This window comes from Inhella sp. (assembly GCF_027532025.1).
In the GTDB taxonomy this organism is placed as follows: Bacteria; Pseudomonadota; Gammaproteobacteria; order Burkholderiales; family Burkholderiaceae_C; genus Inhella.
In genome coordinates this window covers 1-14,261 of sequence record NZ_JAPZSY010000079.1, presented here as the reverse complement: position 1 = coordinate 14,261, position 14,261 = coordinate 1, and the positions used below count along the sequence as shown (strand labels likewise).

Here is a 14,261-nt window from a genome sequence, read left to right as displayed (position 1 = left end):
ATGCTCGCCGTCTTGGCCCTGTGCCTGCCCCTCTTTCTGCTGATCGGCCTGGGGCACGCCTTGGGGCGGTGGCTGGGGTGGCTGGGGGCGCAATGGGCGGCTCGGCAGGGCTGGCTCGATGCCTCGAGCGCCACCGCCCTGGTGTTGGCCTGCGCCTTGCCCAGCGCGGCCCATGTGGCTTTGCTCGCGCAGCGCGTGGGGGGCGATGATCCGGCCGTGTCGCGCACCCCCTTGCAAACCACCGCCTGCGCGGTGTTCACCTTGCCCTGCTTGGCCTGGCTCCTGGGGGTGCGGCTGTGAAAGCGCTGCTGGCCCTGCTGGCACTGTGGCTGGCGCTGAACCCCGCCTGGGCCGACGGCTACCGCCAACCGTCGACGGCGGTGCAGGCCGCGCTCGACGCCCGACTGCCGCTGCGCGTGCAGGCCTCGCCCGACAGTCGCTGGTTGGCCCTGGTGGAACCCCGGCGCTACGTGCCCCTGGCCGAGTTGGCGCGCCCCCTGCAGCGGCTCGCCGGCGCACGTTTCGAAGCCAACAACCGCAGCGGCCTGCCCAGCCAAGCCCTGCAAAGCCTGGCCCTGCGCGCCACCGACGCGCGCGCTGGCAGCGAGCGCGCCGTCACCCTGCCCGCGGGCGGCACGTGGCACGGCTTCCAGTTCTCGCCCGATGGGCGCTTCTACGTGCTGCAGCGCCGCACCGAATGGTCGACCGAGCTGTGGGTGGGGCGCAGCGCCGGTGGCGAGCCTCAGCCGGTGCCGGGCCTGCGCCTGAACAACGTGCTCAGCGACGGCGACCTGGTGTGGTGGAACGCCCAAGAGCTGCTCGTGCTGGCCGTGCCGGCCAACGCCGGCACACCGCCACGCGAGCCCCTGCCGGGCCCCGAAAGCCAAGAACACAGCGGCCGCGGCTCGCCCGAACCGCCGCACACCGGCTTGCTGCGCAACGACTACGACAGCGCACTGTTCGAGCACCTGGCGCGCAGCCAAGTGGTGCGCGTGAACCTGCCCAGCGCCAGCTTTCAGCGCCTGGGCGAGCCCGGCCTGTTCGCCAGCCTGACGGTGCTGGGCGAAGGCCAGGCCCTGCTGACCGAGCGCTTGGCGCGCCCCTTCCCGCGCCTGCTCACCTGGGACGACTTTCCGCAGGTGGTCGAGCTGCGCAACGCCCAGGGCCGCGTGCTGCGCGAGATCGCCAAGCTGCCCGCAAGGTTGGGCGTGCCCGTGGACGGCACCCTGCCCGGCCCGCGCGTGTTCTATGGCGCACCCACGCGCGACGCCAGCCTGTACTGGGTGGAGGCCCTGGACGGCGGCAACCCCCAGGCCAAGGTGGCGTACCGCGACCGCGTGATGCGCTTGGCCGCGCCCTACACGGGCGAGGCCGAGGAAATCCAGCGCATGCCGCACCGCTTCGCCCGGCTGCGCTTCCTGGAAGACGGCGCCCACGCCCTGCTCACCGAAATCGACCGCGCCCGCGCCTGGACCCGCACCTACCTGCTGCCGCTCAACGGCCTGCAAAGCCGCACCTTGGTCGAATACTCGGTGCGCGAACGCGCCCGCCATCCCGGCCTGCCCCTCATGCGCACCGCCCCCAGCGGCCAGCGCGTGGTGCACACCGGCGCCGACGGCAGCTTCTGGTTCGTGGGGGCGGGCCACACCGCCAAGGGCGAGCGCCCCTTCCTCGACCGCTACCAGGTCAAAGACGTGCCGGTGCAGCGCGTGTTCCAGGCCGACAACCAACTCGAGCTGCCGCTGCAGTGGTTGGACGGCAAACGCCTGCTGACCCAAATCGAGCGACCGCTGGACGCCCGCCAATGGGGCGTTCGCGAAGGGGCGCAGTGGACCGCGCTGACGGCCGCCCCCGAGCCCCCCGCGCCCGTGCGCGCCCTGCGCCGAGAGTTCGTCACCTTCAAACGCGACGACGGCGTCGACATGAGTTTTTGGGTGGTGTTGCCGCCCGACTGGCAAGAGGGGCAGAAGCGGCCGGCCTTGGTGTGGACCTACCCCCTGGAATACGCCGACGGGCAACTCGCCAGCCAGCAGGCCGCCCCCAGCGATCGCAACCAGTGGCCGCCGCCCGGCAGCCCGGCCTGGCTGGCCTTGGATGGGTACGTGGTCATCTACGACGCCACCATGCCCATCGTGGGCGACACCAAGACCGTCAACGACACCTTCCTCGAACAGATCCAGCGCAACGCCCGCGCCATCGTGGACAAAGCCGACGAACTGGGCAGCGTGGACGTGCGGCGCTTGGCCATCGGCGGGCAAAGCTATGGCGCGTTCACGGCCGTCAACCTGCTGGCCCACACCAACCTCTTCAAGGCCGGCATCGCGCGCAGCGGCGCCTACAACCGCACGCTCACGCCCTTTGGCTTCCAGAGCGAGCGGCGCAACCTTTGGGAGGCCCGCGAGGCCTACCTGCGCCTGTCGCCGCTGCTGTTCGCCAACCAAATCCGCGAGCCCCTGCTCTTGCTGCACGGCGAGCAAGACCCGAACAGCGGCACCCCCGTGCTGCAAAGCGAAAGGCTCTACCACGCCCTGGCGGGCCTGGGCCAGCCCGTGCGCCTGACCGTGCTGCCCCTGGAGGGGCACACCCTGGTCAGCCGCGAGGCCGCCGGGCAGGTGCAGTGGGAAATGTCGAACTGGCTGCGTCGCCACTTGGGCGATCCGCGGGGGCGCTGAGGCCTGGGAGGCTGCCGCCCCGCCTTACAGCGGCTCGCCCCACATCAAGCGCCGCGCCCCGGGCCCCCGCGCCGCCACCGCGTCGTCCGGGTTGTAGAGCGCACAAGCCTTGAGCGACAGGCAGCCGCAACCGATGCAGCCGCCCAGGGTGTCGCGCAAGCGCTGCAGCAGGGCCAGGCGCTCGTCCAGCAGGGCATGCCAATGGCGAGCCAGACGTTCCCAGTCGGCCTTGGTGGGCGTCCGCCCCTCGGGCAAGCCGGCCAGGGCTTGGCGCAGCTCGTCCAAGCTCAAGCCCACCCGCTGCCCGGCGCGGATGAAAGCCACGCGCCGCAAGGTGTCCCGTGGGTACTGCCGCCGGCCGCTGGGGCTGCGGCTGCCGTGGATCAGGCCCTCGGCCTCGTAAAAGCGCAAAGCGCTGGCCGCCACCCCGGACCGGCGCGCCAACTCTCCAATCGGCATCGGGGCGGCTGCACGGCCGGGAGGGGTGGGACGGGGCGCAGCGATGGTCTTGCGTGAAGCGTTCATGCGGGGCTTGACTTGAAGTTCACTTGAACTTGCACGATAGCGCCACTTCATCGTTATCGGAGCCCCCATGAGCGCCCCCGTCCCCACGTTCACCGCCATCGACCACCTGCACCTGCACGTGAACGACCGCCCCCGCGCCGAGCGCTGGTACGCCCAGGTGCTGGGCCTGCTGCGCGTCGAGGCCCTGGCCCACTGGGCGACCGACGGCGGGCCACTCACGGTGAGCGACCCCGCCGGCGTGCTGCACCTGGCCCTGTTCGAACGCCCGCCCGCCGCGGCCCTGCCCCGGGGCGGCACCATCGCCCTGCGCATCCCGGCCGACGGCTGGCCCGCCTGGCAAGCGCACTTGGCGGCGCACTTGCCCCAGCGCCCTGCGGTGGTGGACCACGGCCTGATGCAGTCGATGTACTTCAGCGACCCCGACGGCAACCCCTTCGAGCTGACCTGGCCGACCCCGGCGCTGCGGGCATGAGCACGGCCGCCCTCCCCCAGGCAGCGGCCGAGCTGCACCCTTGGCTCGACGCCGGGCTGGCGCTCGCGCCCGAGTACGTCGACGCGAAGACCGCGCACACCGGACCCGGACCGGCCTACGCCAGCCACTGGCCCATGGCCCTCCACGCCCTCTCGGCCTTGGGCGCCTCGGCGGCCGAGCTCGCCGCGTTCGACGGGCACGAGCGCCAGACCCTGCCGCCGCGCGCGGCTTGGCCCGCGCTGGACCGCGACGAAGCCGAACTGCGCCAACGCATCGCGGCCGAAGGCGCCCGGGCGGTGCTGGCCGATGGCTTGCCCGAGCGCATGGCCCACGCCGGGGCGGCGGCCTTCCACGGCCTGATCCGCACCGCCCATGCCTGGGAGTCGGGGCATGCCGGCGAGTTGGCCCTGGCCTTGGCCTGGTGGCGGCAGCGCGACCAGGCCCTGGGGCCCGCCCCCGCGTCGCCCGGGCCCGAGTTGGACTGGGCCGATTGGCAGTCGGCCTTGCGCGCCCTGCCGCGGCCCACGCCTTGGCCCCGTGCCTGGATCGCCGCCCGCATGCAAGCCTGGACCGCCGACCCGGGCTTCCAGCGCTGGGCCCCCAGGCTGCGCCTGCGCGGTTCGACCTTGAAGGACCTGGCGACGGCCGCCCTGACGGCCTACGCCGCCAGCGGCGACTTCACCTTGCTGCACGCCGTCACGGCCTGCCGCGCGATGGCCGTGCTGGGCCCCCACCTGGCTCCAGCGCAGCTCACGCCCGCCCTGCGTGCCTTCAGCCAGCACTGGGCCGCGGCCGCCCTGGCCAGCGCGTGGCATGGCGAGCGCGACACCCAGGCCGACTCCCCAGCCCCCTGGGCCTGGCCCCGGCTCTTGGCCCTGGCCCGGACCCACCCCGACGCGCACGCCATCAAACTGACCCACGCCGCCTGGGACTGGGCCCACCGGGGCCTGGACGACACCCTCTGCCGCCAGGCCGCCACCCGGGCGCTGGTGCCGTCGGGCGCGTGACCAAGGTCGCAACAGCGCTGGAGAACCCCGGTGACACAAACGCCCCAGGGGCCTATGGTTGGGGGTGCCGCACTTGCAGGAAGCCCCCATGTCCGATCACCCCACCCTGGCCCGCTGGCACACGTGGCAGCAGTTGGCCGACACGCTCGAGCGCTTGTTGCTGTTCCCCCAGGCAGCGGCCGATTTCCCACAGGCCCTGAAGGACGTGGCCAAGCAGATCGACGACCTGATGAGCCAGGACACCGACCTGGGCGTGTTCGAGGTGGTGCGCATCAGCCCCGACAAGCTGGCCCGTTACGGCGCCCTGCACTCCCTGCACACCGCCTGCGTGGTGTGGCTGGTGGTCAACCGCAAGGAGTGGGTGCTGGCCAAGCGGCTGTCCGCCCTGCAGGCGGCCTTGACGATGAACATCGCCGTGACCGACCTGCAAACCACCCTGGCGCAGCAGGCTGCCCCCTTGGACGCCGACCAGCAAACGCGCATCCGCAACCACCCCACCGACAGCGCCCACCTGCTGCGCAGCCTGGGGGTGAGCGACGAACTCTGCCTGGCCGCCGTGGCCGAGCACCACGAGCAACCGGGCGGCAAAGGCTACCCGCTGGGCTTGGCCAGCACCGGCGAGATGGCCGACCTGCTGCGCACCTGCGACGTCTTCTGCGCCAAGATGAGCCCGCGCGCCGGCCGCACCGCCATGCTCAGCCCCAAGGCCGCCGAGGCCATCTTCCGCCACCGCAGTGCCAACCACTTCGGTGCCACCGTGGTCACCACCATGGGCCTGTACCCGCCCGGCAGCTTGGTTGCCCTGGGCAGTGGCGAACAAGCCATGGTGACCGAGCGCACGCGCGACCCGCTGCGGCCCATCATCGCGCTGCTGACCGACCCCACAGGCCACGCGCTGGACGCGCCCCAGGCCAGCGGCACCGACACCCGTGGCGCCCGCAAGGTGGTGGGCCCGGCCGCCAGCGCCGCGCCCGCCCAACTCTTCCCGCCCACCGACGTTCTCAAAACCCGCTGACCCTGGCCCCAGCCGGGGCGCGGCGGGCGCTGAGACACTGCCGCCCATGCCCCTGCTGACCGCCCTGGCCGCGCGCTTCGAGCGCCTGGTCGACCCCTACCCCGCCGGGCGGCCTGCCCGGCCTGCCTCCACCTTCTTCGCCTTCGTGTGGCGCTGCGCCGACGGCGTGCGCCCGCACCTGCTGGCCGTGATGCTGCTGACCGCCGGCATCGCCGCCGCCGAGGCGCTGCTCTTCAGCCTGATGGCCTCCCTGGTGGACTGGCTGAGCGGCCTGGACCGCGCCAGCCTGTGGAGCCAGCCCCAACCGGTGCTGACCACCCTGTTGGTGGTGCTGGCCGCCAGCGTGCTGCTGGCCCTGTTCCAGGCCCTGACCAAGTACCAGGGCGTGTTCGGCAACTTCCCCATGCGCCTGCGCTGGGTCTTCCACCGCCGCATGCTGGAGCAAAGCCTGGCCTTCTTCGGCGACGAGTTCGCCGGCCGCATCGCCACCAAAGTGATGCAAACCGCGCTGGCGGTGCGCGACACCTGGCTCATCGTGGTGGACATCCTGGTCTACGTCATCGTGTACTTCGGCACCCTGGTCGGCATCGTCGCCAGCTTCGACGCTTGGCTGATGCTGCCCTTCGCCGTCTGGCTGCTGCTCTACCTGGGCGCCCTGTGCTACTTCGTGCCCCGCCTGGGGCGGGTGGCCGAAGCCCAGGCCGATGCGCGCAGCCTGATGACCGGCCGCATCACCGACGCCTACACCAACCTCGCCACCGTCAAGCTCTTCGCCCACAGCCAGCGCGAGGCCGCCTATGCCAAAGAGGCCATGCGCGAGTTCATGCAAACCGCCTACGGCCAGATGCGCCTGGTGTCCGGGTTCGAGGTGGTGAACGCCTTGCTGTCGGCTGGCTTGGTCGGCGCCACCGCGGTGCTGGCCTTGGCGCTGTGGGGCCAGTCGCTCATCGGCGTGGGCGCCGTGGCCGCCGCCACCGCCATGGCCATGCGCCTCAACGGCATCAGCCATTGGGTGATGTGGGAGATGGCCTCGCTGTTCGAGCACATCGGCACCGTGCAAGACGGCCTGCGCACCCTGAGCCAAGGCCAAGCCATCAGCGACGCGCCCGACGCCAAGCCGCTCACCGTGAAACGCGGCGACGTCGCGTTCGACCACGTCCGCTTTGCCTATGGCGACCGCCCGCCCGTGGTCGATGGGCTCACGCTCCACATCCAAGCCGGCGAAAAAATCGGCCTCGTCGGTCGCAGCGGCGCGGGCAAAAGCACCCTGGTCAACCTGCTGCTGCGCCTCTACGACCTGCCCCCAGGTGGCGGTCGCATCACCATCGATGAGCAAGACATCGCCGGCGTCACCCAAGACAGCCTGCGCCAGCACATCGGCATGGTCACGCAAGACACCTCGCTGCTGCACCGCTCCGTGCGCGACAACATCCTTTACGGCCGGCCCGATGCCAGCGAGGCCGAAGTGCAGCAGGCCATCGGCCGCGCGCACGCCGCCGAATTCATCGCCACCCTCAGCGACCCCAAAGGCCGCACCGGGCTCGACGCCCACGTGGGCGAGCGCGGCGTCAAACTCAGCGGCGGCCAACGCCAGCGCATCGCCATCGCTCGCGTCATGCTCAAAGACGCCCCCATCCTGCTGCTGGACGAAGCCACCAGCGCGCTCGACAGCGAGGTCGAGGCCGCCATCCAAGAGTCGCTCTACCAACTCATGGCCGGCAAAACCGTGGTCGCCATCGCCCACCGGCTCAGCACCATCGCGGCGATGGACCGCCTGGTGGTGATGGACGAGGGCCGCATCGTCGAACAAGGCACCCACGCCGACCTGCTGGCCCGCGGCGGCATCTACGCCAAACTGTGGGCGCACCAAAGCGGTGGCTTCCTCGGCTTGGAACCCGATTGACCCGGCACGCCAACCGTCCGAAGCCACCGTCTGGCACTTCGTCGCTTCGCCCGGCGCCGCGCCACCCCACCGCGCCACAGTGCCCACGCCCCCACTCGCACCAAGCCCCATGAAGCCCACCTTGCTGGCCATCGCGCTGATGGCACCCACCCTGGCCGCCCACGCCCAATCCACCGAAGCAGATTTCGGTGCGCTCATGAAACAGCGCGACGTCGCCGCCATCGAAACCCTGGCCCGCCAGCGCCTGCAAGCCCTGCCAACCGACGACGTCGCCCTGTGGGCCTGGGGGCGTGCCGTCGCCGGCGATGCAGTCAAACGCGCCGAAGTCCTGCCCCGGGCCGAAGCCTGCGTGGCCGCACGCCCCCAATCGGCCCGCTGCCACCACCTGCTGGGCAGCCTGTACGGCGCCATGGCCACCTCGGGCGGCATGAGCCAAGGCCTGAAGCTGGCCGGCAAGGTCAAAGAGCACCTGAGCCAGGCCGTGACCCTGGACCCCAAACACTTCGCCATGCGCTCGGACCTCGCCCAGTACTACCTGCAAGCCCCGGGCATCGTGGGCGGCAGCGTGCGCAAAGCGCGGGAATTGGCCAGCAGCTACGCCGCCACCGACCCCGCCCGCAGCCGCCTGCTCATGGCCACCGTGCACCTGTACGAAAAAGAACTGCCCGAGGCCGCCGCCCAGCTCTCCGCCGTGCAGCCCGGTCGAGATGCCGACCTGGCCGACGACCTCAACGACAGCCTGAGCAACCTGGGGTTTGCCCAGCTGCAAGCACCCGACTTGGACGCGGCGCTCAAAACCTTCCAACGGGTGGTGGCCAACGACCCGACGCACGCCGTTGCCCAATTCGGCCAAGGGCGCGTGCTGCTGGAGATGAAACGCACCGACGAGGCCATCGCCTCGCTGGAGCGCGCGCTGCAGCTCAACCCCAAGCTCAATGCCCACTACCGGCTGGGCATCGCCTACCAGGCCAAGGGCGACAAAGCCAAGGCTGCTGCGGCCTTCAAGCAAGCCCTGACCCAGCCCTTGAACGACAAAGCCGCCGACGACGCGCGCAAGCGCTTGGCCGCGCTGGGCGCCGCGTGAGGCGACTCAGGCCTCGGGCGTGTCGGTGTCGAAGCCGCCACCCAGCACGCCCAGCCGCCCCGTCGCGGCCAGCGCCTGGTAGCGGCGGCGAAAAGCGTCCAGCGCCTCGTCGTCCAACTCCTCCAGGTCGAGCAGCGCGTTGTGGGCGCCTTGCGTGGCGCGGATCAACTCGTCCAGCTTGATCTGGATGGCCTCCGTGTCGCGGTTCTGCGTGCTCTGAATCAGAAACACCATCAAAAACGTGACGATGGTGGTCCCCGTGTTGATCACCAGTTGCCAGGTGTCACTGAAACCGAACAAGGGGCCCGTGACGACCCAGACAACGATCACCCCCAGCGCCATCGCAAACGTGCGCGGACGACCACAAAAACGCGACGCGCCCTTGGCGAAACGGGCGTAACGGGTCGTGTGCTGCATGGCGTGCTCCGGCCTCCCGCCCACGGCGGGCCGCGTCCAGTGTGCGCCCGATCGGCTCCATCCGGACTGATCCAGCGCAAGTGGCGCACACCCGCCCGAGGCTACGCTGCGGCCCTCGCCCTTGCTGGAGCCCGCCATGCCTGAGTCCGCCCGCCTCACCAGCCACCTCACCCGCAGCACCTACGCCCTGGTGCTGGCCGGTGGACGGGGCAGCCGGCTGCATGAACTGACCGACTGGCGGGCCAAGCCCGCCGTGCCCTTCGGCGGCAAGTTCCGCATCATCGACTTCACCCTGTCCAACTGCGTCAACAGCGGCATTCGGCGCGTGGGCGTGGCCACCCAGTACAAAGCGCAAAGCCTCATTCGCCACCTGCAGCAGGCATGGAGCTTCCTCGACGGCCGCTTCAACGAGTTCATCGAAATCCTGCCGGCGCAGCAGCAAATCGACGACGAAAGCTGGTACCGCGGCACGGCCGACGCCGTGTTCCAAAACCTCGACGTCATCCGCCGCGCGCGTCCTCGGTACGTGCTGGTGCTCTCTGGCGACCACATCTACCGCCAGGACTACAGCCGCCTGCTGGAGGACCACGTGGCCAGCGGTGCCGACCTCAGCATCGGCTGCATCGAAGTGCCCTTGGCCGAGGCCAGCGGCTTTGGCGTCATGGCCGTCAACGACTCCCAGCGCATCGTGCGCTTCACCGAAAAGCCGCCCAAACCCGACCCCATGCCCGGCCGCCCCGACACCGCCTTGGCCAGCATGGGCATCTACGTGTTCAACGCCGACTTCCTGTTCGAACAGCTGCTGCGCGACGCCGACGAACCGCACAGCAGCCACGACTTCGGCAAAGACATCATTCCGCACGCCGTCACGCGCTACCACTGCCACGCCCACCGACTGGCCGACAGCGCCGTCGGCGACGACGACCAAGCCCCCTACTGGCGCGACGTCGGCACGCTCGACGCCTACTGGGCGGCCAACCTCGACCTGGTGCACGTCACGCCCGAACTCAACCTGTACGACACCCGCTGGCCCATCTGGACCTGGCAGCCGCAGATGCCGCCCGCGAAATTCGTGTTCGACGACGCCGACCGCCGCGGTCAGGCCATCGACTCCATGGTGGCTGGCGGCTGCATCGTCAGCGGGTCCACCGTGCGGCGCTCCTTGCTCTTCCACGGCGTGCGGGTGCACAGCCACGCCAGCGTGGAAGACGCCGTCGTGCTGCCCAACGTCGAAATCGGACGCAACGCGGTGCTGCGCCGCTGCATCATCGACCGCCGCTGCGTCATCCCGCCGGGCCTGCAAGTCGGTGTGGACCCCGAAGCCGACCGCCAGCGCTTCCGCATGTCGCCCCAAGGGGTCGCGCTCATCACGCCCGAAATGCTCGGGCAGGCCGTGCACTTCATCCGCTGATCAGGCGCGGCGGGCCAACGCCAGCATCGACTCGGCGATCCGGTCCGTCGTCGTCGCCACCTCGGCCAGCCGCTCGGGCGCCTTGGCCAGGCCCGAAGGCCCCAGCACCTGGCTCAGCAAGAGCCATTGGTTCTGCGCCAACTGCAAATCCTGCCGGCCGCGCTCGTCCAGGCGCTGCGCCGCCACCGACGCCAGCGCCGCGCGGAACTCCCCCACCGACTGCTGCGCCGACACCGCCACGTCGGCGCTGGCCAAGCCCGCGGCCGCCGCCGCAAAGTTGTACTTGCCCAAGCGCAGCGCCGACGCGCTCGCCCGGGCCAACAAGTCGATCAACGTGGCCCGATCGCCGTCGCTCGCCACGCCCGACAGCGTGGTCGTCACAAAACCCAAACGCGCCGCCAAAGCCTCGCTGGCGCCCACCAAAGCGTCCACCGGCTGCCGCAACTGCTGCAGCAACTCGCCGGCATCCAGCACCGCCCGCTGCACCTGCGCCTCCCGCCGGCCCGCCAGACCCTTGATCGGGCCGCCCAGCACCTCCATCGCCCGCTGCAGCCGCTGCCGCTCCTTGTCGGCCGCCAGCACGGCACGGCTGTGTTGCAGCACCCGGCGCTCCAACTCCAGCTTCACCAAGCGCTCCATCCCCACCCGCAACACCACGGCTTGCAACAGCACGTCAGGCGCGGCAGCGCCCTGCGCCAACGCGGGGAACGGCACCGGCAGGGCAGCGGCAACACAAGTCAGCAACACGTGGCGGCGGGCAACGGCGGGCAGCATGAAACGTCCTGGCGAGTCAAAGAGGCCCGATGCTGCGCCGCGGGCATGACACCCCGATGTGACACCCGCGCCATCCTCAGCCGCGGCCTCAGCGCCCCCGCTGCCACGCTGCACAAAAACGCCGCTTTGTTGCGGAGCATCCCCAGCCTGGGTCAGTTGACAGCCAACGCGTGTGGGCCGTGGCGAGCGCGGCCAAAGCGCGCTGGGACGGCGCGGAGGCGTTCTTGCTCCGCGGTGTGGCGCAGCTGGCCCAAGGGTGAGGGATGGAGGGGTGGCCCTTCGAGGCGGAATCCACCCCGAAGGAAATGCGGCCCCGGCTCGGAGCGCCGTGTTGGTGTGTTGGTGTGGCGGGGGGCTATAGATTAAAGGCCTGACCCCGGAGCTCGTGAATCATCACCCGGGTCTTGACTGCTAGGCAAATCGATCGCTGCTGCAAATGCGTCGTGCTCAAAAAAATATTGAAAAGCTTCAAATCTTGTATCAACTGACGCATTCGGCATTTGCTCCAACAGATTTTCGTTAACAGATCGCATGGCAGCGATCTCTAGGATGTACTGCCACTTGTCCTTTGCGACGATCTGACCTACCGGCGTTGAAGGATCCTCACCCTGATCGGGGTCAATTACGAGGGCGTCTTGCTCCAAGGCCCATCCCTTGCCCTCTTGAAGATAGAGAACAAACGTCTCTGGAAAACCAAAGGGGTCTAGAAGCACATTCCTAAAGCCGGTACGAATAACATGATCGTTCATGTTCGGTTCACTTTCGTTTTCTTCCGCCACCACCCCAGTTCTCCATACCACCTTTGCCGCCGGGGTGAAGGGTGCGCTGCACTGCCCCACTAGCCTTGTGATGAACAGTCGGTATCAACTGCAAAACGCCAGGATTAATGGGATGGTGATGCCACGTCAACCCCAGCTCGGCGGGTGTTCTGCCTTTGAAGGCACCTCTTGCACCTGGCGCACTGAAGTCCATCATTCCTGGGTAGGCGCGCTCCAGGCTCACGGCTAGATCGTCCCCGGCACTCATGACTGTGTGTAGCTGGCGATTTGCCTCTTGGAAATGCACGTAATCAACTTTTCCAGGAAAGTGAACACCCTGCTGGAGCTGCGCTTCCATGATTACCGAATACTGCTCACTTGCCGCAGGGCGTGCGAGCATCTGCTCTCTTGACGCATAGGCGCCAAACTCAGACGCTTCGCGCCCGGCCGCACTCTCCCGCAAATTGGCTTCAATGTACTGCCGCCGCGTCAGCGAAGCCGCCCCGCCACTGGCATACATCGGCTGATCAACCTGCTTCACCGGCGCCGAGCTCACCTGCGGCTCCACCGACTTGACCGCATTCCCCGGCCCAGCCGCCCGCACCCCCGGTCCAGCGCTGGCTTCTGCGGTCTGCCGCCCCACCGCCTTGACGGACGTGGCCTCAGCCACCTCGCCCAGGGCCTTGCCCGCCGTGGCCGTTCCGCTCAGGGCCTCGCGCGCCGCGGCCTTCTCGACCTGAACGGCCACCTGCCCGGCATTGCGACTTCCGCTGGCCGCGCCCACCGCCGATCGTCCGCCCACGGCCCCGGCCACAAAGCTGCTGACGTCGCTGATGGCCTGGGCATCCCCGTCCAAGGCCTTCTCAATCGTCGAGAAGGCCTTGTCCGCCAACTGCTGGCGGCCACCGGATGTGGAGACCATGCTGACGGCCGCCTTGCCCGCGTTGAGCGTGCCTTCCAGCTCGGCGGCATGTGCGTCGATGTTGGCCTGGCTGTTCAAGCCCAGGGTGCCGGCCGCCAACGAGGCGGTGTTGGCCACCACATTGACGCCACGCAGTCCGAACTCGCCCAAGCCCACCACGGCGCGGGACACGCCGATGGCCGCGCCAGCCGTGCTGCAGATTAAGCCGCTGCCGCACTGGCCGGCGCGATCACGCAGCCAGTCGCCGGCTCCGCTCAGCCAATCGGCCCCAGCGTTGAGCCAACTGACGCGCCCATCCGGATCCACCCACACCAGCGGGTTGCCATACGCGTACAGGTACTTCTGGAACGACGCCGGCCTCAGCTCCTGCCCTTCGGCCGGGTCCTGGCTGATGAAGCGGCCCAGCTCGGGGTCGTAGTAGCGGGCCTTGAAGTAGTGCAGCCCGGTCTCGGCATCCATCTGGTGCCCGGTGAAACCGAACTTGTTGCTGCTGCTGCCGCGCTTGAGGTACGGCTGACCCCAGGCGTCAAACAGCACCTCGCTTTGCACGCTGCCGTCGGCGTTGGTGGTGAGCACCACCGAGCCCAGGGCGTCGGCGTGCAGCAGTTGCGCGCCGTCTTCGGCGCTCCACAGCGCCACGGGCTCGTCGCCCGCAAAGTCGTAGCGGGCCAGCACGGCGCCGCCGGGGTCGCGGTCTTGCACCGCGTTGAGTTCGTCCCACTGGGTGTGCAGCACCCGCGGCGTGAGTTCGACGAGCCGGCCAAGGCCGGCACGAGCAGCATCGGCGAGGAAGCGGTCGAGCGCGAGCTAAGGGGCTTGGTCGATGACGAGCGCTGCCGCCAACGGCAAGCGCTGCAGCGGCCGCTGTGGGAGCAGCTCGGCGCCTGGCTCCAGCTGGAGCGCTTGCGCGTGGCCGACGGAGGCTCGACTGCGGCCGCCATCGACGACACCCTCCAGCACTGGAACGCGCTGGCGCAGCACCTGAACGATGGCGCCGTGCCCATCGACAACAACCACTTGGAGCGGCAGATCCAGCCCTGGGCGATGGGGCGCAAGGCCTGGATGTTCGTGGGCAGCGAACCGGCCGGGCAGCGCGCGGCGGCGGTGATGAGCCTGGTGCAGTCGGCAAGGATGTGCGGCCACGAACCCTTGGCTTATCTGCGCGATGTGCTGCAGCGGCTGTCGACCCAGCTCAACAGCCGGATCGATGAGTGTCAATGGCACCGAACTTTTCCCCATTTCGGGCCAACGAATTTTCCCCACCCTGGTTTCGGTGGGACCTCATCCCGCTCAGGAGGCGA

Annotated in this window: 14 protein-coding genes; 9 read left to right on the top strand and 5 right to left on the bottom strand. The window is 69.5% G+C overall.

Annotated features, from left to right (window positions below):
• Nucleotides 1–300, top strand: a complete 300-nt coding sequence (locus O9335_RS10885; RefSeq protein WP_298387818.1) for a hypothetical protein — start codon at nucleotides 1–3, stop codon at nucleotides 298–300.
• Entirely contained in the window at nucleotides 297–2,672 is a 2,376-nt protein-coding gene (locus O9335_RS10880; RefSeq protein ID WP_298387815.1) for a prolyl oligopeptidase family serine peptidase, read from the top strand. Before O9335_RS10885 ends, O9335_RS10880 begins: the two co-directional genes overlap by 4 nt.
• Nucleotides 2,673–2,696: 24 nt before the next feature.
• On the opposite strand, the gene soxR is transcribed toward O9335_RS10880, so the two are convergent.
• Entirely contained in the window at nucleotides 2,697–3,131 is a 435-nt protein-coding gene (soxR, locus tag O9335_RS10875; RefSeq protein WP_298387882.1) for a redox-sensitive transcriptional activator SoxR, read from the bottom strand.
• Between the two features lie 133 nt (nucleotides 3,132–3,264).
• Between soxR and O9335_RS10870 the strand changes: the two genes are divergently transcribed.
• From O9335_RS10870 to O9335_RS10850, 5 genes are all read left to right on the top strand, one after another.
• Complete coding sequence (locus tag O9335_RS10870; RefSeq protein WP_298387812.1) at nucleotides 3,265–3,669, top strand: VOC family protein; 405 nt, start codon at nucleotides 3,265–3,267, stop codon at nucleotides 3,667–3,669.
• Nucleotides 3,666–4,676 (top strand): questin oxidase family protein, encoded by a 1,011-nt coding sequence (locus O9335_RS10865; protein ID WP_298387807.1) that lies wholly within the window; start codon nucleotides 3,666–3,668, stop codon nucleotides 4,674–4,676. Before O9335_RS10870 ends, O9335_RS10865 begins: the two co-directional genes overlap by 4 nt.
• Before the next feature lie 88 nt (nucleotides 4,677–4,764).
• Complete coding sequence (locus O9335_RS10860) at nucleotides 4,765–5,691, top strand: HD domain-containing phosphohydrolase (protein ID WP_298387804.1); 927 nt, start codon at nucleotides 4,765–4,767, stop codon at nucleotides 5,689–5,691.
• 64 nt (nucleotides 5,692–5,755) lie between these two features.
• Complete coding sequence (locus O9335_RS10855) at nucleotides 5,756–7,594, top strand: ABC transporter ATP-binding protein (RefSeq protein ID WP_298387880.1); 1,839 nt, start codon at nucleotides 5,756–5,758, stop codon at nucleotides 7,592–7,594.
• Nucleotides 7,595–7,703: 109 nt separating this feature from the next.
• Nucleotides 7,704–8,678, top strand: a complete 975-nt coding sequence (locus tag O9335_RS10850; RefSeq protein WP_298387801.1) for a tetratricopeptide repeat protein — start codon at nucleotides 7,704–7,706, stop codon at nucleotides 8,676–8,678.
• A gap of 6 nt (nucleotides 8,679–8,684) precedes the next feature.
• Here the strand turns inward: O9335_RS10850 and O9335_RS10845 are convergent, their stop codons facing one another.
• Complete coding sequence (locus O9335_RS10845) at nucleotides 8,685–9,095, bottom strand: low affinity iron permease family protein (RefSeq protein WP_298387798.1); 411 nt, start codon at nucleotides 9,093–9,095, stop codon at nucleotides 8,685–8,687.
• Between the two features lie 136 nt (nucleotides 9,096–9,231).
• Here O9335_RS10845 and glgC point away from each other — a divergent pair, with 136 nt between their 5' ends.
• The gene (glgC, locus tag O9335_RS10840; RefSeq protein ID WP_298387795.1) at nucleotides 9,232–10,506 is read left to right on the top strand and encodes a glucose-1-phosphate adenylyltransferase; all 1,275 of its coding nucleotides are present in this window, start codon (nucleotides 9,232–9,234) and stop codon (nucleotides 10,504–10,506) included.
• On the opposite strand, the gene O9335_RS10835 is transcribed toward glgC, so the two are convergent.
• From O9335_RS10835 to O9335_RS10825, 3 genes are all read right to left on the bottom strand, one after another.
• Nucleotides 10,507–11,280 carry a hypothetical protein gene (locus O9335_RS10835; protein WP_298387792.1) on the bottom strand — a complete coding sequence of 258 codons (774 nt, stop codon included), beginning with the start codon at nucleotides 11,278–11,280 and terminating at the stop codon, nucleotides 10,507–10,509. It lies immediately after the preceding gene.
• A 362-nt stretch (nucleotides 11,281–11,642) separates the two neighbouring features.
• Nucleotides 11,643–12,029, bottom strand: coding sequence for a hypothetical protein (locus O9335_RS10830; protein WP_298387789.1), 387 nt, complete (start codon nucleotides 12,027–12,029; stop codon nucleotides 11,643–11,645).
• Between the two features lie 7 nt (nucleotides 12,030–12,036).
• On the bottom strand, nucleotides 12,037–13,536 hold the full coding sequence (locus O9335_RS10825) for an RHS repeat-associated core domain-containing protein (RefSeq protein WP_298387786.1): 1,500 nt from the start codon (nucleotides 13,534–13,536) through the stop codon (nucleotides 12,037–12,039).
• Here O9335_RS10825 and O9335_RS10820 point away from each other — a divergent pair.
• Nucleotides 13,504–14,261 (top strand): transposase (locus tag O9335_RS10820; protein WP_298387783.1); only part of this gene is annotated, 758 nt, incomplete at its 3' end. The genes O9335_RS10825 and O9335_RS10820 overlap by 33 nt on opposite strands.